28 protein-coding genes are annotated in these 22,639 nt (G+C 61.9%); 2 read left to right on the top strand and 26 right to left on the bottom strand.

The features are described 5' to 3' along the window. Positions 1-4 precede the first annotated feature (4 nt). The 6 genes from ACMAUO_RS19220 to ACMAUO_RS19195 all read right to left on the bottom strand — a co-directional run bounded on the left by ACMAUO_RS19220 (position 5) and on the right by ACMAUO_RS19195 (position 4,643). A complete protein-coding gene (locus ACMAUO_RS19220) occupies positions 5-280 on the bottom strand; it encodes a VirB3 family type IV secretion system protein (RefSeq protein WP_420358507.1) in 276 nt (91 codons plus the stop codon). Further along, positions 280-648, bottom strand: a complete 369-nt coding sequence (locus tag ACMAUO_RS19215) for a TrbC/VirB2 family type IV secretion system protein (RefSeq protein WP_420358506.1) — start codon at positions 646-648, stop codon at positions 280-282. Before ACMAUO_RS19215 ends, ACMAUO_RS19220 begins: the two co-directional genes overlap by 1 nt. After that, positions 645-1,649 (bottom strand): P-type conjugative transfer ATPase TrbB, encoded by a 1,005-nt coding sequence (trbB, locus tag ACMAUO_RS19210; RefSeq protein WP_420358505.1) that lies wholly within the window; start codon positions 1,647-1,649, stop codon positions 645-647. The genes ACMAUO_RS19215 and trbB overlap by 4 nt, the downstream gene beginning before the upstream one ends. A 130-nt stretch (positions 1,650-1,779) precedes the next feature. Further along, the gene (locus ACMAUO_RS19205) at positions 1,780-2,223 is read right to left on the bottom strand and encodes a CopG family transcriptional regulator (protein WP_207847014.1); all 444 of its coding nucleotides are present in this window, start codon (positions 2,221-2,223) and stop codon (positions 1,780-1,782) included. A 2-nt stretch (positions 2,224-2,225) separates the two neighbouring features. Then, positions 2,226-4,235, bottom strand: a complete 2,010-nt coding sequence (locus tag ACMAUO_RS19200) for a conjugal transfer protein TraG (RefSeq protein ID WP_420358504.1) — start codon at positions 4,233-4,235, stop codon at positions 2,226-2,228. A gap of 117 nt (positions 4,236-4,352) precedes the next feature. After that, on the bottom strand, positions 4,353-4,643 hold the full coding sequence (locus tag ACMAUO_RS19195; protein ID WP_420358503.1) for a DNA -binding domain-containing protein: 291 nt from the start codon (positions 4,641-4,643) through the stop codon (positions 4,353-4,355). Between the two features lie 143 nt (positions 4,644-4,786). On the opposite strand from ACMAUO_RS19195, the gene ACMAUO_RS19190 reads away from it, so the two are divergent. After that, positions 4,787-4,987 carry a helix-turn-helix domain-containing protein gene (locus ACMAUO_RS19190; RefSeq protein WP_420358502.1) on the top strand — a complete coding sequence of 67 codons (201 nt, stop codon included), beginning with the start codon at positions 4,787-4,789 and terminating at the stop codon, positions 4,985-4,987. A gap of 20 nt (positions 4,988-5,007) precedes the next feature. On the opposite strand, the gene ACMAUO_RS19185 is transcribed toward ACMAUO_RS19190, so the two are convergent. The 16 genes from ACMAUO_RS19185 to ACMAUO_RS19110 form a co-directional block, all read right to left on the bottom strand. Next, positions 5,008-5,352 carry a type II toxin-antitoxin system RelE/ParE family toxin gene (locus ACMAUO_RS19185; protein WP_420358501.1) on the bottom strand — a complete coding sequence of 115 codons (345 nt, stop codon included), beginning with the start codon at positions 5,350-5,352 and terminating at the stop codon, positions 5,008-5,010. Positions 5,353-5,357: 5 nt separating this feature from the next. After that, positions 5,358-5,588 (bottom strand): type II toxin-antitoxin system ParD family antitoxin, encoded by a 231-nt coding sequence (locus ACMAUO_RS19180; RefSeq protein ID WP_172155892.1) that lies wholly within the window; start codon positions 5,586-5,588, stop codon positions 5,358-5,360. 58 nt (positions 5,589-5,646) lie between these two features. Next, entirely contained in the window at positions 5,647-7,374 is a 1,728-nt protein-coding gene (locus ACMAUO_RS19175; RefSeq protein ID WP_420358500.1) for a DUF3363 domain-containing protein, read from the bottom strand. A gap of 534 nt (positions 7,375-7,908) precedes the next feature. After that, a complete protein-coding gene (locus ACMAUO_RS19170; protein ID WP_420358499.1) occupies positions 7,909-8,634 on the bottom strand; it encodes a lytic transglycosylase domain-containing protein in 726 nt (241 codons plus the stop codon). Beyond that, on the bottom strand, positions 8,631-8,972 hold the full coding sequence (locus ACMAUO_RS19165; protein WP_420358498.1) for a DUF736 domain-containing protein: 342 nt from the start codon (positions 8,970-8,972) through the stop codon (positions 8,631-8,633). The genes ACMAUO_RS19170 and ACMAUO_RS19165 overlap by 4 nt, the downstream gene beginning before the upstream one ends. Before the next feature lie 58 nt (positions 8,973-9,030). Further along, positions 9,031-9,660, bottom strand: coding sequence for a S26 family signal peptidase (locus tag ACMAUO_RS19160; protein ID WP_420358497.1), 630 nt, complete (start codon positions 9,658-9,660; stop codon positions 9,031-9,033). After that, complete coding sequence (locus ACMAUO_RS19155; protein ID WP_420358496.1) at positions 9,657-10,145, bottom strand: DUF2840 domain-containing protein; 489 nt, start codon at positions 10,143-10,145, stop codon at positions 9,657-9,659. The genes ACMAUO_RS19160 and ACMAUO_RS19155 overlap by 4 nt, the downstream gene beginning before the upstream one ends. Next, entirely contained in the window at positions 10,142-11,212 is a 1,071-nt protein-coding gene (locus ACMAUO_RS19150; protein ID WP_420358495.1) for a replication initiator protein A, read from the bottom strand. Before ACMAUO_RS19150 ends, ACMAUO_RS19155 begins: the two co-directional genes overlap by 4 nt. Next, entirely contained in the window at positions 11,212-11,472 is a 261-nt protein-coding gene (locus ACMAUO_RS19145) for a helix-turn-helix transcriptional regulator (protein WP_207847031.1), read from the bottom strand. The genes ACMAUO_RS19150 and ACMAUO_RS19145 overlap by 1 nt, the downstream gene beginning before the upstream one ends. A gap of 272 nt (positions 11,473-11,744) precedes the next feature. Next, on the bottom strand, positions 11,745-12,251 hold the full coding sequence (locus tag ACMAUO_RS19140; protein WP_420358494.1) for a DUF2285 domain-containing protein: 507 nt from the start codon (positions 12,249-12,251) through the stop codon (positions 11,745-11,747). A gap of 70 nt (positions 12,252-12,321) precedes the next feature. After that, complete coding sequence (locus ACMAUO_RS19135; RefSeq protein ID WP_420358493.1) at positions 12,322-12,522, bottom strand: transcriptional regulator domain-containing protein; 201 nt, start codon at positions 12,520-12,522, stop codon at positions 12,322-12,324. Positions 12,523-12,684: 162 nt separating this feature from the next. Further along, entirely contained in the window at positions 12,685-12,822 is a 138-nt protein-coding gene (locus ACMAUO_RS19130) for a hypothetical protein (protein WP_167335761.1), read from the bottom strand. 342 nt (positions 12,823-13,164) lie between these two features. Next, positions 13,165-13,488 (bottom strand): DUF736 domain-containing protein, encoded by a 324-nt coding sequence (locus tag ACMAUO_RS19125; RefSeq protein ID WP_233066126.1) that lies wholly within the window; start codon positions 13,486-13,488, stop codon positions 13,165-13,167. Between the two features lie 18 nt (positions 13,489-13,506). Then, the gene (locus ACMAUO_RS19120; RefSeq protein WP_420358492.1) at positions 13,507-13,722 is read right to left on the bottom strand and encodes a hypothetical protein; all 216 of its coding nucleotides are present in this window, start codon (positions 13,720-13,722) and stop codon (positions 13,507-13,509) included. Positions 13,723-14,246: 524 nt separating this feature from the next. Beyond that, entirely contained in the window at positions 14,247-15,182 is a 936-nt protein-coding gene (locus ACMAUO_RS19115) for a DUF2493 domain-containing protein (RefSeq protein ID WP_420358491.1), read from the bottom strand. A 314-nt stretch (positions 15,183-15,496) separates the two neighbouring features. Beyond that, positions 15,497-16,576 carry a DUF7146 domain-containing protein gene (locus tag ACMAUO_RS19110; RefSeq protein ID WP_420358490.1) on the bottom strand — a complete coding sequence of 360 codons (1,080 nt, stop codon included), beginning with the start codon at positions 16,574-16,576 and terminating at the stop codon, positions 15,497-15,499. An 89-nt stretch (positions 16,577-16,665) separates the two neighbouring features. On the opposite strand from ACMAUO_RS19110, the gene ACMAUO_RS19105 reads away from it, so the two are divergent. Next, entirely contained in the window at positions 16,666-16,941 is a 276-nt protein-coding gene (locus tag ACMAUO_RS19105; protein WP_420358489.1) for an HU family DNA-binding protein, read from the top strand. Between the two features lie 77 nt (positions 16,942-17,018). Here the strand turns inward: ACMAUO_RS19105 and ACMAUO_RS19100 are convergent, their stop codons facing one another. From ACMAUO_RS19100 to ACMAUO_RS19085, 4 genes are all read right to left on the bottom strand, one after another. Then, positions 17,019-18,221: a DUF932 domain-containing protein gene (locus ACMAUO_RS19100; protein ID WP_420358488.1), complete on the bottom strand. Its 1,203-nt coding sequence runs from the start codon at positions 18,219-18,221 to the stop codon at positions 17,019-17,021. A 138-nt stretch (positions 18,222-18,359) separates the two neighbouring features. Further along, positions 18,360-20,432 (bottom strand): ParB/RepB/Spo0J family partition protein, encoded by a 2,073-nt coding sequence (locus ACMAUO_RS19095; RefSeq protein ID WP_420358487.1) that lies wholly within the window; start codon positions 20,430-20,432, stop codon positions 18,360-18,362. 373 nt (positions 20,433-20,805) lie between these two features. Then, positions 20,806-21,330, bottom strand: coding sequence for a hypothetical protein (locus tag ACMAUO_RS19090; protein ID WP_420358486.1), 525 nt, complete (start codon positions 21,328-21,330; stop codon positions 20,806-20,808). 453 nt (positions 21,331-21,783) lie between these two features. Continuing rightward, positions 21,784-22,452 carry a hypothetical protein gene (locus ACMAUO_RS19085; protein ID WP_420358485.1) on the bottom strand — a complete coding sequence of 223 codons (669 nt, stop codon included), beginning with the start codon at positions 22,450-22,452 and terminating at the stop codon, positions 21,784-21,786. Between the last annotated feature and the right edge of the window lie 187 nt (positions 22,453-22,639).

Genomic DNA, 22,639 nt, shown 5'->3' with positions numbered 1-22,639 from the left:
CTCCCTATACCCGGAGCCAGGCGGGGTAGCGCAGATGTCGCCGCCCCACCTCAATGAAGAAAGGATCGCGCTTGGCACCCCAGACCGCGAGGCTGTGCCCCACGATCCAGAACACCGCCCCGACCAGCCACAGGCGCAGGCCCAGCGAGATCGCTGCCGCCAGTGTGCCGTTGGCGATGGCCACCGCCCGTGGCGCCCCACCCAGCAGGATCGGGTCGGTCAGCGAGCGATGCACCGGGACATGAAAGCCCGGCACCGCGTCATCGTCATATCCCGCCATCAGATCAGTGCTCCGCCCGAGAAGGAGAAGAAGGACAGGAAGAACGAGCTGGCGGCAAAAGCGATGGACAGGCCAAAGACAATCTGGATCAGACGGCGAAATCCGCCGGATGTTTCGCCAAAGGCCAGGGTCAGACCCGTGACCGTGATGATGATCACCGAGATGATTTTCGCCACCGGTCCCTGCACGGATTCCAGAATCTCGTTCAGGGGCGTTTCCCAGGGCATGCTCGATCCTGACGCCCATGCCGATGACGCGAAAGCAAGCGACAGCAGCATGGCGGTTCCGAACACACGCAGATCCGGCACATGCCGGTCGGGACGTGCGACAGCGCACACGACGGCGCGCAGACGTGAAGGCGGCATCATGATGATTCTCCATTGGCAGAGAAGGATGTTTCGGGAGAAGAGAGGCTGACCGGACGGATGCGATAGGCGCCCGTCGCGGGATCGAGGCCATCGATTTCCGCCAGTTCGGATAGGCGGCGGGAATTGCCGCGCCCCGAAAGCACGGCGATGACGTCGATGGTTTCGGCGATCATGGCGCGCGGCACCGTGACCACGGCTTCCTGGATCAGCTGTTCCAGACGATACAGGGTCGCCAGCACCGATCCGGCATGTAGTGTACCGATGCCACCCGGATGGCCAGTCCCCCATGCCTTGACCAGATCAAGGGCTTCAGCTCCACGCACCTCACCGATGGGGATACGGTCGGGGCGCAGGCGAAGGCCGGACCGGACAAGATCCGACAGCGTGATCACACCTTCGCGGGTCCGCAGCGCTATGAGATTGGGCGCCGTGCATTGCAGTTCGCGCGTATCCTCGATCAGCACGACGCGATCGCCGGTTTTCGCGACCTCGGCCAGCAGGGCATTGACCAGCGTCGTCTTGCCGGTCGATGTCCCACCCACGACCAGGATGTTCTTTCGCTCCGCGACGGCACGACGCAGGAAATCCGCCTGGGCGTCGGTCATGATCCCGGCAGCGACATAGTCATCGAGGGTGAACACGGCCACGGCGGGCTTGCGGATGGCGAAGCTCGGGGCGGTCACAACGGGCGGCAGCAACCCCTCGAACCGCTCACCGGTTGGCAGTTCGGCGGATACGCGGGGCATACCCTCATGCACCTCAGCCCCGACATGGTGGGCCACCAGTCGCACGATCCGCTCGGCATCGGCTGGCGTAATCCTGTCGCCCGTATCGCCCAGCCCCTCGGACAGACGGTCGATCCACAACCGCCCATCGGGATTGAGCATGACCTCGACCACAGCCGGGTCGGCAAGGTGCCGGGCAATCGCCGGCCCCATCGCAGTGCGCAGCATGGACATGCCACGCTGTCGGGCACCATTTTCAATCGGTGTAACCGCCATGGGAATCCCCGTTTTTACGGATCATCCGGCCTCTCCGGACGACGACCGGGATCATTAGAAGGGAGCGGATTTATCTGCTGGCAACAAGGATCTCGGGGGATGCGGTAAAAGCGTATGTAATTGGGAGCATTCAGGCGGGATCGGTGCCCGACGGATCCTGCCGTGCCGCGACATCGCGCTGACGGTCGCGCAGGAATCGATCCCCCGTCGCCAGCCGACGTTCCAGCGCGGTCAGGAAGCCTTCAAACCGTTCAAGCCCCATGGCGCGGGCGGATGCCCGCGCGTCCTCCGGAAGTGGTGGCGTGCTGGTCAGCCAGAACCGGACGAACAGGCTGACCGTCTCCGCCAGGATCGAAAGATCTTCCTCCAGTCCGGCCATCTGGCGTGACAACCGATCGAGGCGGCGCGAGGTCGCGGCCTCCTGCCTCTCAGTGGCATCGTCCGTCAGGAATGACAGCACCGCCGTCTCCACCAGAGCGGATTTTGAAATATCCCGCCGCACGGCACGGGCCTCGAGCTGCTTATGGATATCGGGGTCGAAATAGACGTTCAGGCGTCGGCTGCGCTTGTGCATGGTCAGTTTCCTCCCAGTTCCAGACCGTCATTCCGATCCATGCCGGCCTGGCGGATGATATTGCCCTGTCGCCGCAATTCCGCCGCGCGCTGCGCCTCGGCCTCGGGATCGCTGTCAGGAATGTCGAACTCGGCGGCCGGGTCAGGCCGCTCGGGCGCAATATCCTCATGCTCGGGCAACTCTGGTTCCCGGCGGACGCCACTGTTGGCGTCGTCGGTATCGTCGGCACTGGATCCAGCATCCGGGGGCGACGGCACGCCCGGCATGTCCTCTGCGACCACTCGTGCAGACCACACGTCAATCATGCGATCCTCGTCCCACACGAACGCTGCCAGATCGGGGGGCGGCAGGATGCGCATGGTAAAGCGGCGATCCTGATAGTAACGGACTTTCAGGGCGTGGATCGGCGGGCAGCCCGACAGCATCACCAGTTCCTCATGGTCGGGGAGTTGCTGGACCTCGCCCACGGTCAGGAGCGGTCTGGCGGTTTCCTGCCGGGAAACCATGAGGTGCCCAAGCCAGGGCGACAGGCGATGCCCGGCATAATTGGTGGAATCCCGCTGCTCCGTTGCCGTGCCCAGGGCATCCGACACCCGTCTGGCGGTCCGTTCGTCATTGGTCGCGAAGCTGACGCGGACCTGGCAATTGTCGAGGATCGAATTGTTCGGCCCGTATGCCTTCTCGATCTGGTTCAGCGACTGGGCGATCAGGAAGGCCCGGATCTGGTAGCCCGCCATAAACGCCAGCGCGCTCTCGAAAAAATCCAGCCGCCCGAATGCCGGAAATTCATCGAGCATGAGAAGCAGCTTGCGCCGTCTGGCCGCCGCCTCCAGATCTTCCGTCAGACGGCGCCCGATCTGGTTGAGCATCAGCCGGATAAGCGGCTTGGTGCGGCTGATATCCGAAGGCGGCACGACGAAATAAAGTGAGGCCGGTCGCGCCGAGGACACGAGATCCTCAATCCGCCAGTCGCATCTTCTGGTCACCATCGCCACCACGGGATCACGATAGAGCCCAAGAAACGACATGGCGGTAGAGAGCACGCCGGAGCGTTCGTTATCCGATTTGTTGAGCAGTTCCCGTGCGGCGGACGCCACGACGGGATGTGGCCCCTTCTCCCCCAGATGATTCGTCCGCATCATGGCGGACAGGGTCGTCTCGATGGACCGTTTCGGGTCGGAGAGGAATTTCGCCACACCGGCGAGCGTCTTGTCGGCTTCGGCATAAAGCACATGCAGGATCGCGCCGACCAGCAGCGCATGCGAGGTTTTCTCCCAGTGGTTGCGTCGCTCCAGCGCGCCATCCGGATCGACCAGGATATCGGCGATGTTCTGCACATCGCGGACTTCATATTCCCCCAGACGGACCTCCAGCAGAGGATTGTAGGCGGCCGATGCCGGATTGGTCGGGTCGAACAGCAGCACGCGCCCGAAGGTCGCGCGAAATCCCGCCGTAAGCTGCCAGTTCTCACCCTTGATATCGTGGATGATGGCCGAACCGGACCAGGTCAGCAGGGTCGGAATGACCAGCCCCACTCCTTTACCTGAACGGGTGGGCGCAAAGCACAGCACATGCTCGGGACCGTCATGCCGGAGATAGGCCCGTCGGTATTTACCCAGAACGACCCCGCTCTCGCCCAGCAATCCCGCCGCACGAATATCGCGCGGGGTCGCCCAGCGGGCCGAACCATAGGTTTCGACCCGACGCCTTGCCCGCGCCCGCCAGATCGACAGGGCGAAGGCCACAGCGACGGCGAGCACGACGCCCGCAACACCAATCCGCGCGCCATGCACGAAAATGCCGGGCGCATAGGCGTCGAACTCATACCACCACCAGAAGAAAAGCGGCGGCGCATACACAGGCCAGCGATGCCCGAGCATGAACCAGGGTGCCCCAAGCTCGGACTGGAACCCAAGACGCCAGGCGGTCCACTCGGTTGCGGCCCACCAGAACAGCAACATGATCGTGAAGACCAGGATCACCTGGCCCCAGGCCACACGGGACGCGGACATGAAAACCTCCGTGACAGGATGATCCGTCCGTCAGGAGGAATAACCACGCGCGGGGCAAGGTAATTCAGGAGCCGTGCGGCAATCGGCGGTCTTTGTGTAAGAAATCGGATGGAGCGTTCAATGCGGCGTCTTTCCACCAGGAATGGTCAGGAGCTGGCGATAGCCGGTGTCACGCATCCAGCGCGCCCGCGCCATATGCGAGTCCCAGCATCGCCGCGCGCCGTCCCTGTCGATCGCCGGGTCGCGGCCAAGCACGATCCGCGCCACCTCGCGCCAGTCGGCACCTGCTTCCTCGGCATCAAGGAGGCGAAGATAGGTGACATGATGGAGATGGTCATACGCCGTCAGCAGCAGACAGTCTGGTGCCTCATCGGCTGGAGCAGCTTCGTTCTCGGGTTGGGACGTCATGATCCTGCCCTTTCCTTCAGGTCCGCAGATCATATCCTGAAATGGGATAATCCCGATACGGGATTATTGGGACGGTTCCTCAGTTTCAACCGGAACCGCACCCTATGCCGAAATCGCTGCGCTCTCCGCGACAGCACCGTCTCATGGAACTGCTGATCGCAGCAAGGCGCGGCAAGGGACTAACCCAGGCCACGCTGGCGGAGCGGCTCGGCAAGCCCCAGTCCTATGTTGCGAAATACGAGACCGGCGAGCGCCGGATCGACGTGATCGAGTTCCTCGACATCACGACCGCCATCGGACTCGATGCCGCTGACATTCTTGCCCGTCTCATGGAAGTTCACTGAATCGGTTCGGCCTCATTCGGTCACTGTTCCGAACCATCGTCCCCATCGGGATCTCGCAGCCAGCCCGGAATATCCTGATGGGCATGCAGGACACGCCAGACATCCAGATGGTCCTCGCACTCAACGTAGAAAACCACGAACGGCCAGTTCCGAAGCGTGAGTGCCCGGAGCCCCGGAAGATCGAGTTCATACCCGCAACGCGGCGAGCCGATGCCGGGATATTGCCCGATCAGGCTCATCGCCTCTTCGAGCGCCCCGATAAACCGATCGGCCACAGCGCCTCCGGCTTTCCCGACATAATCGTCAATGATCCGATCGATATCCCGCTCGGCCTGCTCGCGCAGCACCGCGCGTCTGGTCGTCATGATGATCAGACGCCGCGCACACGCGATCGCAGGCGCTCGAAATATGGGGCATCCGCCGTGGCGCCCGGCGCGGACTGGCCCCCTTCGAGCAACAGGCCCCGCAGACGCTGTCTGTCCTGATCCTTGCGGATCAGTTCGCGCACATACTCGCTGCTGGTGCCAAACCCACGGCCGGCAACCTGCTGGTCAACGAAGCTTTTCAGGGCTTCTGGCAGAGAGATGTTCATGGTGCTCATGCGAGCAGGATAATCGTTTATGGCAAAAATTGGCAACATGATTCACGCCTGTCCCGCATCACAATCCCAGCCCCCGCTGCCGTCCGAGTTGCCAGTCCATGGAGCCCCCGCGCATGACGCCGGTGATCTCCTGGCCGATCCGGTTGTCGATGACAGGCTTCCAGGGCACCAGCACGAACTCCTGGGCGTTCTCGACCAGCGCGTAGGTTCCGCTGGCCAGCCGGACCTTCTCCTTCAGCGTGCCACGCATTTTCTCGCCGTCCGCCATGGTGCGGTATGACGTCCCACGTGATGGCCCCAGTTCCTGACCGACACGGTCCAGTTCCCGCCGTTCCAGCGTCGCCAGCAGCCCCTTGCGGAAGCGCACATTCCCTTCCCTGTCGCGCCAGGCATCACCCCGTTCGATCAGCACGTCCTGACGCTGCTTCCGGGCCTCGGTCACCTCATGACCAAACCCGGCATCGACCACATTCGACCTGCCACGCGACACGAGCCCCCGGTCCAGCCATGTCGCACCATCCGCCGTGATCTGGGCCTCCAGATCGAGACTGGACAGGACGCGCACGGACATCTGTTTTGTGCGGCTCGTATCATACGCCGCAGCCCGCTCCAGATAGTCGCCGGGGATCTGCCACCTCCCATCCTCAATCCGCTCGACAATGCCGGCGCGCCGCAGGGCTTCCAGGCGGCGCACATGGGAGGCGACATAGGTGTTGGCATCGCCTCCGGGAATACGTGGCATGGACCGCGCCTGCGCAAGATGCGCCTCCGCGCGATAGACACCGTCACGACCCGCGACCGACACGATTTCCCGGTCGGCGGGACGGAGGCCTGCGACCTCCGGACCAACCGCGACAATGCTCCCGTTTCGCACCCCTTCCAGGGAAACAGGGTCGATACCGACAACATGATGGGTACGCCCTTCCAAACCGTCGATGACCAGGCCAATTTTTTCGCCCAGTTCGTCGGAGAGATGGCGGTCAAGGATCCGCCCCTCCACCGTGTCGCGTGAAGCCGGGCCATGGAACACGAACAGGCCGGGATCCGGCGCCCGCCCCTGCTCGCGCATAGCCCGGTTCATGGCACGGATGATGTCGCCCCGCTCCCCGAGTTCGCGCAGCGTTTTCTCCGTCTCCGGCGCGAGCGTCCACACACCAGGCTCGGCCTGGCTGGCGAGGCCCATGCGCTCCAGTTTCGCAAGCCGCCGCTGGCGCAGGACATGATCGCCGCCCTGCTCGCCACGCATGTCGATCGGACCATCTTCCGCCAACGCCAGCAACTGCCGGTCGATCCGCGTGAAGCGGTCCTGCCCGACCATATTCTCCAGTTTGCGGCGCTGTTCCAGCACCGTCTCCGGACCCAGTTCCAGCGTCACCAGTTCGGTCGCCCGTTCCCGCACGCCTTGGGTGATATACTCGCCATTGATGACCAGATCGTCCCCCTGGTCGTCGCGGCCATTGATGACGATGTGAACGTGAGGATGGCCGGTGTTGAAATGATTGACGGCAACCCAGTCGAGTTTTGTGCCGAGGTCCGTTTCCATCTGCTTCATCAGGTCGCGCGTAAAGGCACTCATATCCTGCATCTGCTCGGTATCCTCCGGCGAGACGATGAAGCGGAACTGATGCCGGTCGTCATGCCCGCGTTCGAGGAAGGCATCGCCATCGGCGCGATCGGCTTCCGGGCCGTAAAGCTGCCCGCGCTGCCCCTCGCGGGACGTGCCGTCACGCTGGATGTAATTAAGGTGAGCTCGCGCCCTGCCATCACGGCCCGGTCCACGGATCATGCGCGACTTCACGACAACGCGGCGGCTGCCGGATTTCGTATGCTGCCAACCCGCGAGATGCCGCGCCCGCACGAAGGGGGCACCGCGTCCTTTCCGGACGCCGGATCGCCCACCGCGACGTGGGGCGGTACCGCCGGAACCACCGGGCGTATTCGGCCCAGACCCGCCGTGAGTTCGAAGCGAGCGGGACGCCCCCGACCGCCGCATGGTTGCGCGCATCCGCGAGAGAAAACTTCTTGTCTTTCCGCCGCCCTTGCCCCGGATGCGGCCCGGCCGGACCTGGAAACTGATATCGTCATCAGAAGACATGGCCAACACCGCACTTCACCGCCGTTTCCCGCACAGTGCCGTGGGGGATGACGGAAGACTGCCTGTTTCTGGAAAACCGGCGCACTCCACGCAAAAAATCGACAGTGCCGCAACGCGGGACGCCAACCCCATGTGCAGACAGAGAAAACCGCAGGTTCGGGCCGGACGGAGTGCCGCGCCCTTTAATCTTGCCGTGCCTCCCTGTCCCTCTTCCCCTGCCTGATTTCATGGTTTCATGACCTCTGCCCGCACCTCACCCTCCTGCTCTGGCGCAGAGCGAGCGACGAAAAAATCGGCACGCCGCGAACCATCCCGCATCGGAAGAAATTCGGCCGGAAAGGGATGGAGTTGGACGGCATTTTTCTCCATGGAAACCGGGATCGGCCGGACGGAGTTCGGGACCGTTTTCCCTGCCGCGATGAAGAGCGATCCGGCACGCCAGTCGGCCACGATTTTCGACAGGACTCCGGCGGTGGAAACGATCGGGCCTCCAATCAAAGTCCGGACCTGCGCGACATAGGAAATCGTCTCGGCGGGCAATGGCCGACCGGTCATCAGATGCTCGTCATAACGAGCGGGACCGGCGTTATAAGCAGCCAGAAAACCCGCATCGCCATAACGATCGTGCAGCCATCGCAGATAGGCTGTCCCGGCCACGATGTTGTCATGCGGCTCGAAAGGATCGGCCCCCAGATTGAGTGCTCGCCGGACATCCTTCCATGTGCCGGGCATAAGCTGCATCAGCCCCATTGCACCGGCGGCGGAAACCGCATGTGGATCACCAGCGCTTTCGGCTTGCAGGACCGCCCGCACCCACATCGCCGGGATTGCGTTCCTTTCCGCCGCCTGACGCACCAGATCGTCGAAATCCTGGGCGTGAACAGGGACGGGCGAGAGAGGCAGCACGAGCACGGCCAGCACGCCGGCGGACATAAAAAACCGGGCACTCATTTCCGGCCTCCTGAGCGTTTTGCAGGCCGGTTCCAGACCAGTTGCCACTCCCGTCCGCCACGCCCAGCCTGGAACAGCGTAGCGCGGATTGGCTGCATGAAAGTGGGATCGTCCAGAAGCACAGAAACATACTCGCCAGCACGTTCCCCGGTGCGTTTCCAGCCGGCACCGATCTCCAGTGCTGAATCACCTTCACCGAGATGGATGCGATAATCCGGCGCATGCTCCGCGCAATTGTTTTCCGCTGGAACGAAGGTCAGTTCGGCGTCCAGCGACAGGGTGCGCACACGCCCGGCAAATCCATCGGCGGTGCGGGTGAAAAATCCGATCTGGCTCATGAGAAAAATCCTTTCAGACAGAGTGGGAGTGACAGAGAATTCAGAGGCTGAATGATCATCATTGAATAGGCGGCTCGCTCTCTTTCGCGGGCATCATGGGTGGAGCCAGGAGCAGTCCCTTCCGCATGGGATCATCTGGTTCCGGGAGGGGATCGAAATGCGGCGGCGGTGGCTCCGCCTCGCCCGTGCGAACATGAACCGGCACGGCGCGACCGATGACGGTGTCCATCGGCAGGACACCGAAATACCGCCCGTCCAGACTGGTCGGCACCGCGGCGTTCATTACGAAGATCTGCCCCGGTTCGAGGCGTTGGCAGCCCTGCCAGACCGGCAGCTTCCGACCCCGATGATCGACGGTCTTCGCATCACCGACGGGCTTGCCGTCGATGGTGACGTGGATGCCGATGCGGCAGACACTCTGGCCCGCCAGCGCTGCCACATGCTTGAGCAGCGGCACGCCGAACGGCAGGTAGCCGCGTGACGCCAGCAGCGTCGCTTCGCGCTCTGGCAGACGGATGGCGACAATGTCGCCGACGCGCACCGGGACTGTGGGCTGGATGCGATACAGGCCCACCGGCACGCTGGCCGTCTCGTTCCAGACCCAGCGCGGCGCGGGATGAATCGTCAGCGAAGCACCCACACCGAGCACGGCGAAATACGTGGTGAAGAACCAGCCGCGCCGGGTCATGATACGGCTCCCCTGCGCAGCCACGCCTCGTGGCGTTCGCGCGTATAGGAACGCGGTTCCTGCGCTGCCGTGAGCCGGTGATGCAGGTGCCGCCAGTGATCGGGACAGGCGGTCGTAGGATCAATTCCCAGCACCTCCACGCCGTCGATCGCTTCCAGCACGCGCCGCACCTTGGGCCAGCCGCTCTGGCGCAGCAGGCTCTCGCCCCCAGGACGCACGAAGGGCACGGTCTGGCAGGCTTCCTGAGCCCTGACCGCGCGCACGATGTCGATGCAGGACACCACGGTGCCGAAATCGTTCGCGGCCCAGCGGATAAACGCGAACACGCTGTCCGGCGCGAAGCTCATCAGCCTGCGCCGACGATCCAGAATGCGATCCTCGACAGGGTGCCCAAACCGGATCCAGTGCTCGATACGCTTCTCGATCCACGTCAATTCAACTGAGGTGAGGACAGCGTCGTCCGGCCGGAAAGAACGCGCGGTCATGGAACACCGACCCTGCGATCCGCGACCGCTTCCCGAGCCTTTTTTCCATACCCCGACCGGGCTATCGGGAAGGTGTCTGAAAGACCGAAATCCCCTACATAATAAGTTATTATATTAGTTATATAAGTTACGGTGCCATTTTCTTCTTTTGAATCAAATGCTTCGACGGGTTTTTGCACCTGTAGCAACGGTAATTCCGCACCTGCACCAACGGTATGTTCCGCATCTGAAGCAACGGTAGGATCCACATGGTTTTCCCCAGGCACTGTGGATCGACCCGTTGGAACAATGCGCAGGACTCCCGGTTTTCCGCCGGGAACGAGCTGAAAATCGTAGCCTGGAATACTCTGGCGGCGCACGATGGTGCCGATATCGATCATGAAATTGCGCAACGGGGTGAGACAGCCGGAACGGGCATGAAGCTCCGCCACATCGAACGTCCACCCGGTCTTCTGCCGACCGGCATGGCGGCGCGCCAGCCGGTAAAGCCAGCGTTCCAGACCACCGGCCAGCCGGAAGTAGGCGGGGTCGAGGGTCAGGACGCGGGAGCAGTCGCAAACACCTTCCATGAACCAGATCGGCAGGGTCAGCGACACACCCTCCGATCTGGAAATTCCCAGATCGCTGATCCAGGCGAAGGATTGCGCCGGCCAGTCGGGAGGGGTGCGCAGACTGGTGGCAACCCGTGTGCCTTCCAGACGCACCAGAGCACCGCGAAGGCGGCGGTACTGGTGCGCACCGTCCGCCCAGCCAAGATCGTGGAACAATTGCCAGGGCGTGAAACGGACATGGCGTGACACCCAGCGGCCATGATTGAGAGCCTCGACAATCTGGCCCGCGAGCCAGAGCAACACGTCGGCATCCCAGATTGTGGCCGTGCCTTCGTCCGCCGATGCCCGGACAATCACATCGATCTGCCGGGACCGGTAACAGACTGGCTCGAAGCGCGGACGCCGGGCCAGTGCGAAGAACGGTCGCCCCATAAGATCGCGCTGGTCACGGGGCCGGGCGGGACCGCTGACCACGAAGCGACGGTCTGGCTCCCGCCAGCTCTCATCGGCGACCATCACAGGCTCTCCCGTTCTTCGGGGGTCAGCGGGCGCGCCGGAAAGACACGGCTTGATGTTGCTTCCGATGGCGAATGGCGCGCCCCCCCGGCGGTCCAGGCCATCATGTCCTCGACGGAATACAGAACCCGCCCGCCGACTTTCCGGTAGAGCGGCCCGGTGCCATAGGTACGGTGTTTTTCGAGCGTGCGGAGCGAGATACCCAGAAACCGGGCCGCCTCACGAACACGCATCAGGCGTGGTGCGATCGCCATGACCATGTCTCCTTTTCCATGTAGCACCCGGCGAAGAGCGGGGCGTCTGGAGGGACGCTGGTGGATAATCGGCGGCTCAGGGAATGGACGTTTTTATCGACAACAAAAGCGTCCATGAAATGAAACAGGAACCAGTCCTTTTCACCACCCGAACACCGCCGTTTGCCGCACGCCTTCGAAAATACGTTCCGGCAAAACAGCTTTTTGTGCTTCGCTGTTATCAGGGAGTCGTCATGAAAATCAGGGGCAAAACAATGCGGACGGATCCGGCCCTGCACTCACCTCCGGCGCGACAGTGGATAGCCCATGAGATCGCGGTAGCCACCTTCGATCAGCCGGTCCGCCAGATGCTTGAGACGACGGAACCGCCCGCGCCCGGAAATATCCGGCCAGTCATAGGCGCGCGCCGTCGGTTCACCGAGCAGACGATCGGCGATCACCCTTTCGCTGACGCCCGTGGCAAGAGCGTCTTTGACACGCAGGGCGAGAATGTGGCGTGCGATGGACTGCGCCGACATCCTGTGCCACGGACCGGGATCCGGGAATCCCGCGAGCACCCGCCAGAAGCGAATTGTCTCGTGAGCCCGCAATGGCGTGAAGCTGTCGTATGCCTGCTCGAAAACATAATGGTGCGGCCCCGGCCATTGGTGTTCCATCCAGAGCTGCCAGGTCACGCCAGCACAGACACAACAGATGTAGATTCCGTCGTATGTTTCGACGAAACGCACATCGGACAGCGCCTGGAGATCGAGACGGCGCGGGGTCAGCGTCTGGGCTGGCGGCAATGGCCGGATGACCAGGATCGTCGGCAGAGCCAGGCGCGACCAGAGCGCGGTCAGCGCGCTGAATCGCTGATCAGGATCGGCGGCGAAATCGCGGACCCCAGCGTCGGGCGAATTCCGCCTGGGCCGGATCGTCGGGAGACAGTTCTGCGCAGGCGCGCTGTTCGTCGCGATAGCGACGATTGCGCCGAAGATATTCCCAGCCGAGTTCCGCCGGGATCGCGTTGCGCAGATACTCGTATCGCGCCTGGTCGTGCCAGTGTGCTCCGGGCATGACGCCCTCCCTCGTTTGCCTGAGAACGGGTGGCGACGCCTGCCCGGACGTTCAGTATCCACGACCCGCCATCCAGGGAGAACCCGGCAATTGGAGATCACATGATCGTGGTGAACGATTGAAAAACTCCGTATTGCTTCGCCGCAAACCGGAAGCCCCCCGTCAGGCGGGGGGCTCGGCATCGCGTCGGGCAAGCGCCTCCTTGAGTTCGCGCTCGATCTGCCGGCGCTCGCGACGACTGAGGTGAAAGCTGGTCAGTTCGGCGCGCAGCATCTGGATATGGTCGTGTAGCGTGGTCATCGTCCTGCTCCTTTCGTTTCTCGAAGACAGGACGGACGGCTCATGCCGGGGCGGACCGGGTCAGGGATCGCCGTCAGGCGACCGGCCTGCCGGCGCGTGGGGGAGCCGATTTTGTTCGGCGTGCCCGGCACGGGTACGTCGGGCAAAATTGGGGGGACCACGTGTCCTTGACGCGGTTTGCCCTCGCGCATGGTACAATGGGAAGGCTGAGGGAAAGCCTCGTGTTCCTCCTGCGTCTCACGTCGGGCGGCCAGCACGATCGCGCGCGCCCGGAAAGAGCCCGCTAGAAAACCCGGAAAGGCCCCGCCCGGGGGAGACCGGGCGGGGTTGGGTGTGGGAGGTTCAATCCCCGTTCCGGCTGCGCGGCCGGGTCCAGATCAGGGAGTAGCCCTCGCCTTCCTCGTCGGTGAACAGGTTGGCGAAGATCGGGGCGGCGAAGGAAGGATCATCCAGCTTCAGGCTCAGATAGGTGCGCCCTTCACTGGAGCGGCGGGTCCAGGCCGCACCGAGTTCAATCCTGCCCAGATAGACGCGGTAATTGGGGGCGTTGTCGTTGGGACGGTTGGTTTCCGCCACCAGGCGGACGTTGCGGGCCTGCAGGGCCAGGGTGACGATTTCGCCTTCGAAGCCTTCGCCCACCTTCTTGAAGGAACCGATGTTAGCCATTGTCGTATCTCCATGCTGTTATCGGGCCGCGACCACCGTGGCCTCGATGGCGATCGACCAGCCGGAGGCGAGCGGCAGAGCACCCTTCAGGGCCGCAGCGCAGCGGAGGACGGCAGGGCCGGAACTTTCTTGTTTCGCGAGGAATGGCGGCGCAGCCGCCAGGGGAAGAAAGTTCTGGAACGCCGTTGCGGCCAGCCGATCGAGGCGCAGCCGGTCTTCGGCTAGATCAGCCATCCGACAGAGGCCATGGTGTGCGAACCCGCCAGCCCCATGGAGAGACGATGCCGGCATGACCGGTCCGTCAGGTGGGGACGATGCGATCTGGCGCGAGACTGTCACGCTGCCACTGTTGTAAACTGGCCCCGTCTGGTGGTCGTTTTTGCCGTCTTTGATGTTACGCCCCCTTTTCACCCGCTCATGGGCAGGGTTGCCCGTGCAGTGCGACAGGCCCCCGCTCCCGGCACAGGCGCATCCTTTCAAAGCGGGCCGGATGATCCCTCGTTCGCTGCCTGCCGTCCCGGCCCTTTCACCGATGGGGTTGGCGCGGGCTTTTCATCCCCATGGACCGTCCCCGCAGACGCACGGGGCTGCCATCGAACTCCGTCCCGCCGGTTCTCCGGGCGGGGCCTTCCGGATGACGGGCGAACGTACTTCCCGCCATCAGGTGCGCAGCGTCTGGGGAGCCCGACGTCATTGCGGCCCAGGCATCTGGCAGCAGCTGTCAGGCCGCTTTCATGATGCAGTCATGGGAATGGCGCTCACGCGCCACCCCCTTTCTGGAACTTCCACACGGGAATACCCATCTGCTTGGCCTTGTCGGCCAGATTGTCCTGTATGCCCGATCCCGGAAACACCATGACGCCGACGGGCAGGACTTTCAGCAGGGCGTCGTTACGCCGGAACGGGGCTGCCTTGCCATGCTGGTTCCAGTCGGGTTTGAAGGCAATCTGCGGAATTTCGCGGTGATCAGCCCAGCGGGAGGCGATGAATTCCGCGCCCTTGGGCGAGCCGCCATGTAGCAGCACCATGTCGGGATGCTTCTCGCGCACCTTGTCCAGACGGTTCCAGATCAGGAGATGGTCCTCGTAGTCGAGCCCGCCGGTGACCGCGACCTTGGGGCCAGCCGGCACCAGCAGCTCCGTTTCAGCTTTCCTGCGGGCGTTGAGGAAATCACGGCTGTCGATCATGGATGCCGTCAGGGTGCTGCGACTAACCAGCGAGCCGGAGCGTGGCCGCCAGGGCGACATTGTCAGGCGTTCGAACTGGTCGCAGGCGAGGTCGCGGAATATCTCGTAAGCGTTGCGTCGCTCCAGCAGTGTCAGCCCCTCGGCGATGAGGCGTTCCAGTTCCACCGAGCGGATCTCACTGCCATCCTGTTCCTGCTGGCTGCGTTTCTGCGCCTGCTCGTTGCGGTCAAGATCACGCTCCACCTGCCCGACCATGCGGTGAAAGACATTGACGGTGGACCAGAGCAACGGTTCGAGATCGGGTTCAAGTCGCGTGTCGGTCAGCGTGGCGGACAGCGCGTCGAAGATATCGGCAACCGCACCCTCGATCTGGCTGGCGTGGGGCAGCGGCCTCGCGTCCGGCTCATCCTCGAAAGGACGGTGGCCGTAAAGCTGGAGTTCCGCCAGCACATGGGCGGTGGAAGAGGTGGCGTGGGCGGGTTCGAAATCGTCCTGTGTGCGGGTCATGGGTCTGTCCTCCGGTTCTGGCCGCGCCCCTCGCGGCCTTTCCGGGGGCGGATAGCGGCAGACGAAGGCCGGGCCGGAACCGCGCAACGCGCGGCCGGAACGCAGTGAAGGATGGCAGGGAGACGGCTATTTTGCTTCGCGATGCAAAGCGCGGCACGCGCGGCGGAAAATAGCCGTCTCCGCCATTGAAGGCCCGGCCTGACTGACGCCCGCTCCCCTCCAGAAAAGGCTGCGGGCGCGCCTCATCCGGATACAGGACAACGCAACGCCACACCGGAAAGAAGACGAATCTCACACCCTCTTCCCGGCCCGCCTCAGTGCGTGACCGGATGCAGGAACCGTGCTACGTCCTGCGGGGCAAGCTGGGGATGCAGGATCGCTCGCATCGCCCCGCGCCCGAGATAGCGGAGATCATCGTTGAAGTCCGCCAGACGCGGTGACAGCACGAGGCACTCGATCCCGGCCTCCTGCGTCCGGGTCTGCAGGGTCGTCACCGCATGTTCCCCGGCCGGATCGTCATCGCGCATCACATAGAGGCGGCGCAGCGTGGGCGGAAACGCCATGGCGGCGAGATGCGCCGAGGACAGGCACGCGGCCAGTGACAGATCGGGCATGACTTCGTTGAGCGACAGCACCGTCTCGATCCCCTCGCCTGCCGCCAGCACGTCGGACACCGCGCCAAAGCGCACGGCATTGCCAAGCAGGTCGCCCATGGCCCGACGGGGCATGGCGACGGGGGCCTTGCCGCGTCCGTCCCGCGCCAGCCAGGTGCGATGGACCCCGGTAACGCGGCCATCAAGATCAGTGACGGCGGCAATCAGCGCGGGCCAGGTCTCGGTCGGGCTGTCGGTATCGGCGCGATAGTAGCAGTCGGGGTGGAAACGCAGGGATGACAGGTCCGCCAGGCGCGTCAGGTCACGATGGCGCAGCCAGGTTTCCGCCAGTGTGCCCGCAAGCGGGCGGGACATGGCCCAGAGCCGACGTGCGGCGTCTGCAGTGCCAGATGCCTGCCCCGAAGTATCGTGGCTGAACGCATGGGAACGGCCGCGATCAGGGGCCGATCGTGGCTCGGAGTGCGGCAGGCAGAGAAAGCGCCGGGCCTCGTTGGCAACATCACGGAAATCCAGCAGCCCGAGGCTTTCACGGATGATATCGAGCAGATCGCCGTGCTGTCCTGTCGCGCCATCCGTCCATTTGCCCGCACGGCCACGTCCGTCCGGTCCACCATGCAGGCGGACATAGAGCGACCGCCCTGGCGTGTTGTGGGCGTCACCGACCAGCCAGTAATTGCCGTGCCGCCGCCCGGCCGAGAGGTAATGGCGGCAGACCGCCTCGGCGTTTTCGGCCAGCCTGCGGGCCAGATCGCCAGCATCCCGTGACTGCGCATCTGTCATCTCACCCTCCCTGCAGGCTTGATGCCGCCATGATTCCCCCGTAACGGCAGAGGCAACGGGCACAGGCCCGAATGCAAAAGGATAGTCCCATGAAGATTGCCGATCTGGTCGATCATATCGCCACCACCACCGACACGAGCAAAACCGATACCCGCAAGGTGCTGGACACCCTGATCGAAGCGATGACCGCCGCCGCCAGGGCCGGTGATGAAATCACCCTGCCGAACTTCGGCAAGTTCAAGGTCAGGGAAGTCGCCGCCCGCGAAGGCCGCAACCCGGCCACGGGTGCGACCATCCAGATCGCGGCCTCGCGCAAGCTGGCCTTCACACCAGCCAAGGCGCTGAAAGACAGCCTGAACGACTGACCTGCCGACAGGCAAAAGGCGGCGGACCCTGTCCGCCGCCCCTTCCCCATCAAGCCACTTTCTGATGACGGGCGCGTTCATCCGACCTTCTCCATCAGCTTTCGTGCCCTGCCCTCCAGATCCAGCCGCGTGTCCTGATTGGTCTTGGTGCGGGCCAGTGCCGTAATTCCCTGCACGAAATCGAACACGCTCTCAGGCTTGCGCCCTTCCTCATGCAAGACCGTTTCGATGATCTTCGTGGTTTCCGGTTTAGAGAACCCGCGACGACGCAGGAAGGTTTCCCGATCGTCATCGGTTCTGGCCACCAGCGCTTTGCGCGAGGCCTGAATGCCCGAGACGAACGAGGTCGGACTGGCCGTGGCGAAATTTCGCAGGGCCGGTGTGGCCTGATGCACAAAACGCGAGGCGGCGAACTTGCTATGCCGGATCGTGATCTGTTCGAAATTCTCCACGCCCCAGAGCATGCGATTCTGGCACACTCCGCGCAGATAGAATGACGCAATACCGAGGCTTTTGCTGCCAACTTCTGAATTCCAGGCGTAGAAACCCCGGAAATAGAGATCGGGGTCGCCATTGGGCAGACGCCCGGCCTCGATCGGGTGTGTATCATCCACGAGGAATAAAAAAACGTCCCTATCTGAGGCATAGAGCGTGGTGGTTTCCCTGGTGATGTCGACATAGGGATTATGGGTCATGGTGGCCCAGTCGATAACACCCGGTACCTTCCAGTTGGTATCGCCTGTGCCGTCACCGGCAATTTTCCGCACCGCACCGACCAGTTCATGGTCCCAGATGCGACCGTAATCGGGACCGGTTACGGCACGCAGTTCGACGCGGCCGTCCTCGGTCTCCAGCGTTTTCACCAGTTCGACGCGGTGCGACAGCAGGCCGTGCTGCAGGTTGATCGCCGCCAGTGGTGCAGGAAGATTGCGCAGGTACGACGAAGGGGCACCGACAAGGCTGCACATCTGGCCAAACGACCAGTGGGTGGGCGCGATCGGGTCATTCTGCCCTGGCACGGTCAGGGTCAGGCGCTCGGCATTGTCGCGCGAGGCCTCCACGCGAATAGCACGGCTTTCGACGGTGCGTGCAGTGGCCCGCTCCGCGCGCGCCAGGGTCGCGGCGTGCAGATCTGACAGCGAGAGATACCGCTCGTCGTCGGGGCGCGAGAACCATTCGGACGAGACGCGGGCGCTCCGTTCGCCACGGGAGGGATCAATCCGGAAGCCGCTGGATGCGGCGCCACGGGATGCAGGGGGCAGGATAGTGGTCGTGGTCATGGAAAACTCTCCTCTGATGCCGGTTATTCGGCACAAAAGGCGAAGCCGCCCTCTCCCTCTTTCCGGGACACCGAACATGAAAAAAGCGGCTTCCGGGCACCGGAAGCCGCTGTCTCAAAGTTCCAGACCTCATAAGGGTTACTCGGCGGCGATGGCCTCCACACCGGCGCCTGCTCCCTGCATTTTGGCAGGGGTGTCATCCGGTCGCCCTACAGTCCGCAACGCCTCGGGCAACCAGCCCGAACCATCGAGCAGACGCTCGGCCTCGCGGGCCATGTCGGGCTTTGTCATGTGGGCGATGCGCTCTGCCGTCTCGTCGCCGCGTGCCTCCCGCACGGCCTGCAGGATGCGCGCCTTGGTAACGCGCCCGAGATAGTTCTCAACCGTGGGCTGCCAGCCCGCCTCGACCAGATCGAGGCTGAGGGCTGACGCCAGTCGATCGGCCCGCTTGAAGCGCTCGGTCACGCTGCGCTGGGACACCGCGCCGTAGGCGGGCATGCGCTCGTAGAGCGCGTTGATGCCGAAGGACAGGCAATGCGCCAGCAGCGCCATGCGGCTGGCATCGTCCAGCGCGTCGATCCACCGCCACAGCGCATCCTCGTCATCCGGTAGATCGTGCTTCCAGCCCTCATTGCGCTGGCGCAGAGCGTGGGCGGGCACACTGCCCGGCATATCCGGCGAATGGACCGGCAGCGGGATTTCGCGGACATAGGCTTCAAGGCAGTCCGCACCTGATGTCTGCCAGTAAACATCGCGCACCAGCGTATGCAGCATTTCGGTCAGCGCGATGTGCGGGTTGCTGGCAAACGCGTCCCGCAGGGCCAGCGTGCGCCAGGCCGTCAGTTCGGTGAGCAGCCGGTCAGGCAGTGGCTTGATGCCGTCTTCCTCCTCGGGCTCGACGTCCGGAGCAATGCTATCGCCCTCCTGATAACCATGGCCTGTGCTACCGTACTCCTGCCCATCATATGCAGGGCGATCGTATTGATCGGCGCTGCCCGCATCATCGGTCGCTTCCGGCTCACTCGGCATGTCCTCGGGCAGCACGAAGCCCCGCTCGACCTGCAGCATGCCGTTGCTGGCAAGGCTGACGAAGACGCCGGCCCGCGCCATGTCGGCAGGACCGAATGCGAGAGGCCGTTCTTCCAGGGCAAGGATGGCCTGTTCGATCTCGCCGAGCCGCGCATCCACCTCGTCCGGATATTCATCGGCCTGGGCGTATTCAGCCTCGATGGCTTCCTGCTCGGCACGCAAGGCTTCGAGACGGGCCTTTTCGTCCTCGGTCAGGGGCACTTCCGTGCCATCGATCTCTGCGAACTGCCGGGTATGTCCCCATGGGAACGACAGGGCCGTCTCAACCCATTTCCAGCCCTCAGCGCGGATATCTTCTGCGGCTGCGTGCAGCTTTTCCATGACCAGCCGATCCAGAATGGCGGGATCCTGCAGCCAGCCACCATCATCGGCTTCGAACAGGTCGCGCATGATAGGACCACCGGCCGCGAGATAGGCGTCCAGTCCGACAAAGCGTACGCGACGATCCGAGGCCCGCACGGTCTTTTCCGTCAGCATGCGGCGGATGACATAGGGTTCACGGTTATGGCTCTGGGATACGATGTCCCAGACCTGTTCCTGGCGTGCATGGTCATCGCTGATGGAAAGGGCCATCAGCTGTTCCAGCTTCATGCCATCCTGCCCATATACATCCAGCAGTTTGTCGGACACGGTCATCAGCCGCAGGCGCTGTTTGACCACAGCCGGTGCGACGAAGAACGCGGCGGCGATTTCCTCCTCGGACATGCCTTTCTCCAGCATGTCACGGAAGGCGCGAAACTGATCCAGCGGGTGCAAGGCCACGCGCTGGACGTTTTCGGCCAGGGAATCATCCTCGGCGAGAATGGCCGATCCAACCTCGCGCACCACGCACGGCACCGGGGCAGTCTTCGCCAGTTTTTTCTGCTTCACCAGCAATTCAAGAGCACGGAAACGACGCCCACCGGCGGGCACTTCATAGCTGCCGGTCTTGGCCCCTTCGCCGTCAAGGACGGGACGGACGTTCAGGCTCTGCAGCAGCCCGCGGCGCTCGATGTCGCGGGCCAGTTCCTCGATCGACAGGCCGGACTTCACACGCCGGACGTTGGACTGGGACAGCACCAGCCGGTTGAACGGGATGTCACAGGACGAACTCAGGATGATTTTGGGAATAGCGGTCGCCATGGCGAAAAACTCCATGACGGGCGGACAGGAGACTCTCTCCTACCCTCTCAACCCGTCACGAAAATCCGCGCAGCCCTCTGACTCTGAAGGCCCCAGACCCGCCCAAAATCCGCAACCTTTTCCCGGCAGGAAACGACGGCAATGGGGGGGTAAACGGAATGTCAGCTGTGGGCCGCATACAGATAAGAGTGCCTTTCAAAACCATGTTGTGAGAGTTCTGAAGCAGAGGAGTGAGCATGCGATCAGTATGAAGGCGAGGCGGATATCGACCCTTCTTTCGTAGCGGACGGTGAGACGTCGGAAACGAGAGGTGAGGCCATGAAACCATATCCCGCATTCTGCACCGAAGTACAAGGGTTTTTGAAAGACGCTCTTATTCTGAAGGATAATCGCTATCATTCATCAACACGGTGACAATGTCCGGGACTACCTTCGATGCTTTAAGGGACAATATATGCGCGCGCTCAATTATATTGTCGAACTCAGAAATTGATAATTCGAGGCTGCTAGCGTGTGGAACTCCATTTACATGGGTATAAAATGAAAAAAAACAGACAGGTTTGCCAGATAGATTGCGGCCGATCATAATTCCATGCACTATGAACTTCCTATATTCATTTAAGGAAGCGAACGCATCGTACATTTCCTTTAGATTAGAATTATAACCCTCTACTGGGCCAGGCATAGAAATTATTTTTTCAAACTGTTTTTCTTTTTTTCTTACAGAATATCCTAATTCTCCAACGCTCGAATAGGCTGGATGCCTAGTTACTGCAGCAAGAAAGTGCGTTATCGAATATTCTATGCCTGAATACCTTTGTATAAATTCACCGCGTTTGTGAACTCCTTCACGTGTCATTTCTAGTTGTTCTTCAGTGAAATGATCGATCATACTCATAACTGATAATGAACCCCGAATGATAATCAAAAAACAATATGATTAGAACTAGATAAAATTATATTATGCTTACTCCCTTTTCTTCGGCAAGGTCTATTTTGCAAAAGCACAAACGTCATATTTTATGCCTGCTATGAGGCGACTGCTGCGTGTCTGCTGCTACATCACTGAGCCGATAGACAAATCAGGGGGGGAACGGAACCTCGGCTTTGCCTAGAACGATCGGTAAAACCAACCATTTAAGTGGACGACCCTCGCGGGGGCTTTCATCCTACTCCTGTCCTTTCATGACACTTTCTGGAATTCGCTATTTTCTCACGAAGCAGTTAAATGCCCACCGATCGATTCAATATAAGTGTTTGAAACCCACTTGGTCCGCCAAACACCGCCGATTGCCCCCTTATGGCCCGATATTGCCGCCGATCACCGTACAACCACCGTACGGTATCAAAGCTAAGTTAGCTTATGATCCAATCCCTCGGCGACCTTGATGACTGGGGCCGCCAACGCCATCATCTGCTCAGCGGTGATGACGACGCGATCTCCCGGCCGGAACGAGATGTGTTTGATGTTTTGAGCTGCGTAGTCATCCACTTGGCCAGCCCGATGTGCCAGGACATTACGCAACATATATACGTCATCGACGTAATCGAGGCCGGTGTTGAGTGATTTGATCTTGAAGGGTATTTTTTCAGCCATTTTTTTAATACGTGCGTTCAGGCCGCGGACTTTCATAACTTCACCATATATTTTATCTCCTGCTGTTGTCCGCGCGCCGGTGCCCTGATCGTAGAATTTCGGGCGTGCCGCAAGATAGGCCTCTACAAAATTGTTTAAATAAAGCTCGAAGGACGCTGACAGAATGATCACTCTGTTAGTAATCACCGCATCCTTGTACTTCGGCACGCGCTCAAGATACTCGTCCTTGGTAAGATTCCCAAATCTGCCCTTAACTTCAGGTGCATAGACGATTTCGTCTAGACACGCAGAGCTTTCGATCTCGGCGTAGCGAGTTCGCACCATGTTCTCAGCAATCGAGATGGAAAGCAATTCTGCCCACATTGAGTGACAGGAGTCACCCCATACCGTTTTTAAATCGCGCAAATGCTCAGAATCAGACATTGTTCCACCAAGAAGAGCGTCAGAGCCAGCTAATCTATCCGCTGATGCGGCACCTGTCTCCCCTAGACGATACCCAAAAGCTAAGGTTGACGAGGCGAAGTTGCCCGTATTCGATCAATAGCGTCAGATTCGGACAAAAGTTATGTTCGTCTGGAAAACGTGTTCTTCCAGTCTGCGGTACATGAAA

The sequence above is a fragment of the Gluconacetobacter brunescens genome (assembly GCF_048695475.1).
Lineage (GTDB): Bacteria > Pseudomonadota > Alphaproteobacteria > Acetobacterales > Acetobacteraceae > Gluconacetobacter.
This window is presented reverse-complemented; position numbering and strand designations above follow the sequence as displayed.

What these genes read in the sequence shown, in the direction of transcription:
- ACMAUO_RS19220 (WP_420358507.1), bottom strand. Translation starts at nt 280, where the DNA reads ATGGCGGGATATGACGATGACGCGGTGCCGGGCTTTCATGTCCCGGTG.
- ACMAUO_RS19215 (WP_420358506.1), bottom strand. Translation starts at nt 648, where the DNA reads ATGATGCCGCCTTCACGTCTGCGCGCCGTCGTGTGCGCTGTCGCACGT.
- trbB (WP_420358505.1), bottom strand. Translation starts at nt 1,649, where the DNA reads ATGGCGGTTACACCGATTGAAAATGGTGCCCGACAGCGTGGCATGTCC.
- ACMAUO_RS19205 (WP_207847014.1), bottom strand. Translation starts at nt 2,223, where the DNA reads ATGCACAAGCGCAGCCGACGCCTGAACGTCTATTTCGACCCCGATATC.
- ACMAUO_RS19200 (WP_420358504.1), bottom strand. Translation starts at nt 4,235, where the DNA reads ATGTCCGCGTCCCGTGTGGCCTGGGGCCAGGTGATCCTGGTCTTCACG.
- ACMAUO_RS19195 (WP_420358503.1), bottom strand. Translation starts at nt 4,643, where the DNA reads ATGACGTCCCAACCCGAGAACGAAGCTGCTCCAGCCGATGAGGCACCA.
- ACMAUO_RS19190 (WP_420358502.1), top strand. Translation starts at nt 4,787, where the DNA reads ATGGAACTGCTGATCGCAGCAAGGCGCGGCAAGGGACTAACCCAGGCC.
- ACMAUO_RS19185 (WP_420358501.1), bottom strand. Translation starts at nt 5,352, where the DNA reads ATGACGACCAGACGCGCGGTGCTGCGCGAGCAGGCCGAGCGGGATATC.
- ACMAUO_RS19180 (WP_172155892.1), bottom strand. Translation starts at nt 5,588, where the DNA reads ATGAGCACCATGAACATCTCTCTGCCAGAAGCCCTGAAAAGCTTCGTT.
- ACMAUO_RS19175 (WP_420358500.1), bottom strand. Translation starts at nt 7,374, where the DNA reads ATGATCCGTGGACCGGGCCGTGATGGCAGGGCGCGAGCTCACCTTAAT.
- ACMAUO_RS19170 (WP_420358499.1), bottom strand. Translation starts at nt 8,634, where the DNA reads ATGAGTGCCCGGTTTTTTATGTCCGCCGGCGTGCTGGCCGTGCTCGTG.
- ACMAUO_RS19165 (WP_420358498.1), bottom strand. Translation starts at nt 8,972, where the DNA reads ATGAGCCAGATCGGATTTTTCACCCGCACCGCCGATGGATTTGCCGGG.
- ACMAUO_RS19160 (WP_420358497.1), bottom strand. Translation starts at nt 9,660, where the DNA reads ATGACCCGGCGCGGCTGGTTCTTCACCACGTATTTCGCCGTGCTCGGT.
- ACMAUO_RS19155 (WP_420358496.1), bottom strand. Translation starts at nt 10,145, where the DNA reads ATGACCGCGCGTTCTTTCCGGCCGGACGACGCTGTCCTCACCTCAGTT.
- ACMAUO_RS19150 (WP_420358495.1), bottom strand. Translation starts at nt 11,212, where the DNA reads ATGGTCGCCGATGAGAGCTGGCGGGAGCCAGACCGTCGCTTCGTGGTC.
- ACMAUO_RS19145 (WP_207847031.1), bottom strand. Translation starts at nt 11,472, where the DNA reads ATGGTCATGGCGATCGCACCACGCCTGATGCGTGTTCGTGAGGCGGCC.
- ACMAUO_RS19135 (WP_420358493.1), bottom strand. Translation starts at nt 12,522, where the DNA reads ATGCCCGGAGCACACTGGCACGACCAGGCGCGATACGAGTATCTGCGC.
- ACMAUO_RS19130 (WP_167335761.1), bottom strand. Translation starts at nt 12,822, where the DNA reads ATGACCACGCTACACGACCATATCCAGATGCTGCGCGCCGAACTGACC.
- ACMAUO_RS19125 (WP_233066126.1), bottom strand. Translation starts at nt 13,488, where the DNA reads ATGGCTAACATCGGTTCCTTCAAGAAGGTGGGCGAAGGCTTCGAAGGC.
- ACMAUO_RS19120 (WP_420358492.1), bottom strand. Translation starts at nt 13,722, where the DNA reads ATGGCTGATCTAGCCGAAGACCGGCTGCGCCTCGATCGGCTGGCCGCA.
- ACMAUO_RS19115 (WP_420358491.1), bottom strand. Translation starts at nt 15,182, where the DNA reads ATGACCCGCACACAGGACGATTTCGAACCCGCCCACGCCACCTCTTCC.
- ACMAUO_RS19110 (WP_420358490.1), bottom strand. Translation starts at nt 16,576, where the DNA reads ATGACAGATGCGCAGTCACGGGATGCTGGCGATCTGGCCCGCAGGCTG.
- ACMAUO_RS19105 (WP_420358489.1), top strand. Translation starts at nt 16,666, where the DNA reads ATGAAGATTGCCGATCTGGTCGATCATATCGCCACCACCACCGACACG.
- ACMAUO_RS19100 (WP_420358488.1), bottom strand. Translation starts at nt 18,221, where the DNA reads ATGACCACGACCACTATCCTGCCCCCTGCATCCCGTGGCGCCGCATCC.
- ACMAUO_RS19095 (WP_420358487.1), bottom strand. Translation starts at nt 20,432, where the DNA reads ATGGCGACCGCTATTCCCAAAATCATCCTGAGTTCGTCCTGTGACATC.
- ACMAUO_RS19090 (WP_420358486.1), bottom strand. Translation starts at nt 21,330, where the DNA reads ATGAGTATGATCGATCATTTCACTGAAGAACAACTAGAAATGACACGT.
- ACMAUO_RS19085 (WP_420358485.1), bottom strand. Translation starts at nt 22,452, where the DNA reads ATGTCTGATTCTGAGCATTTGCGCGATTTAAAAACGGTATGGGGTGAC.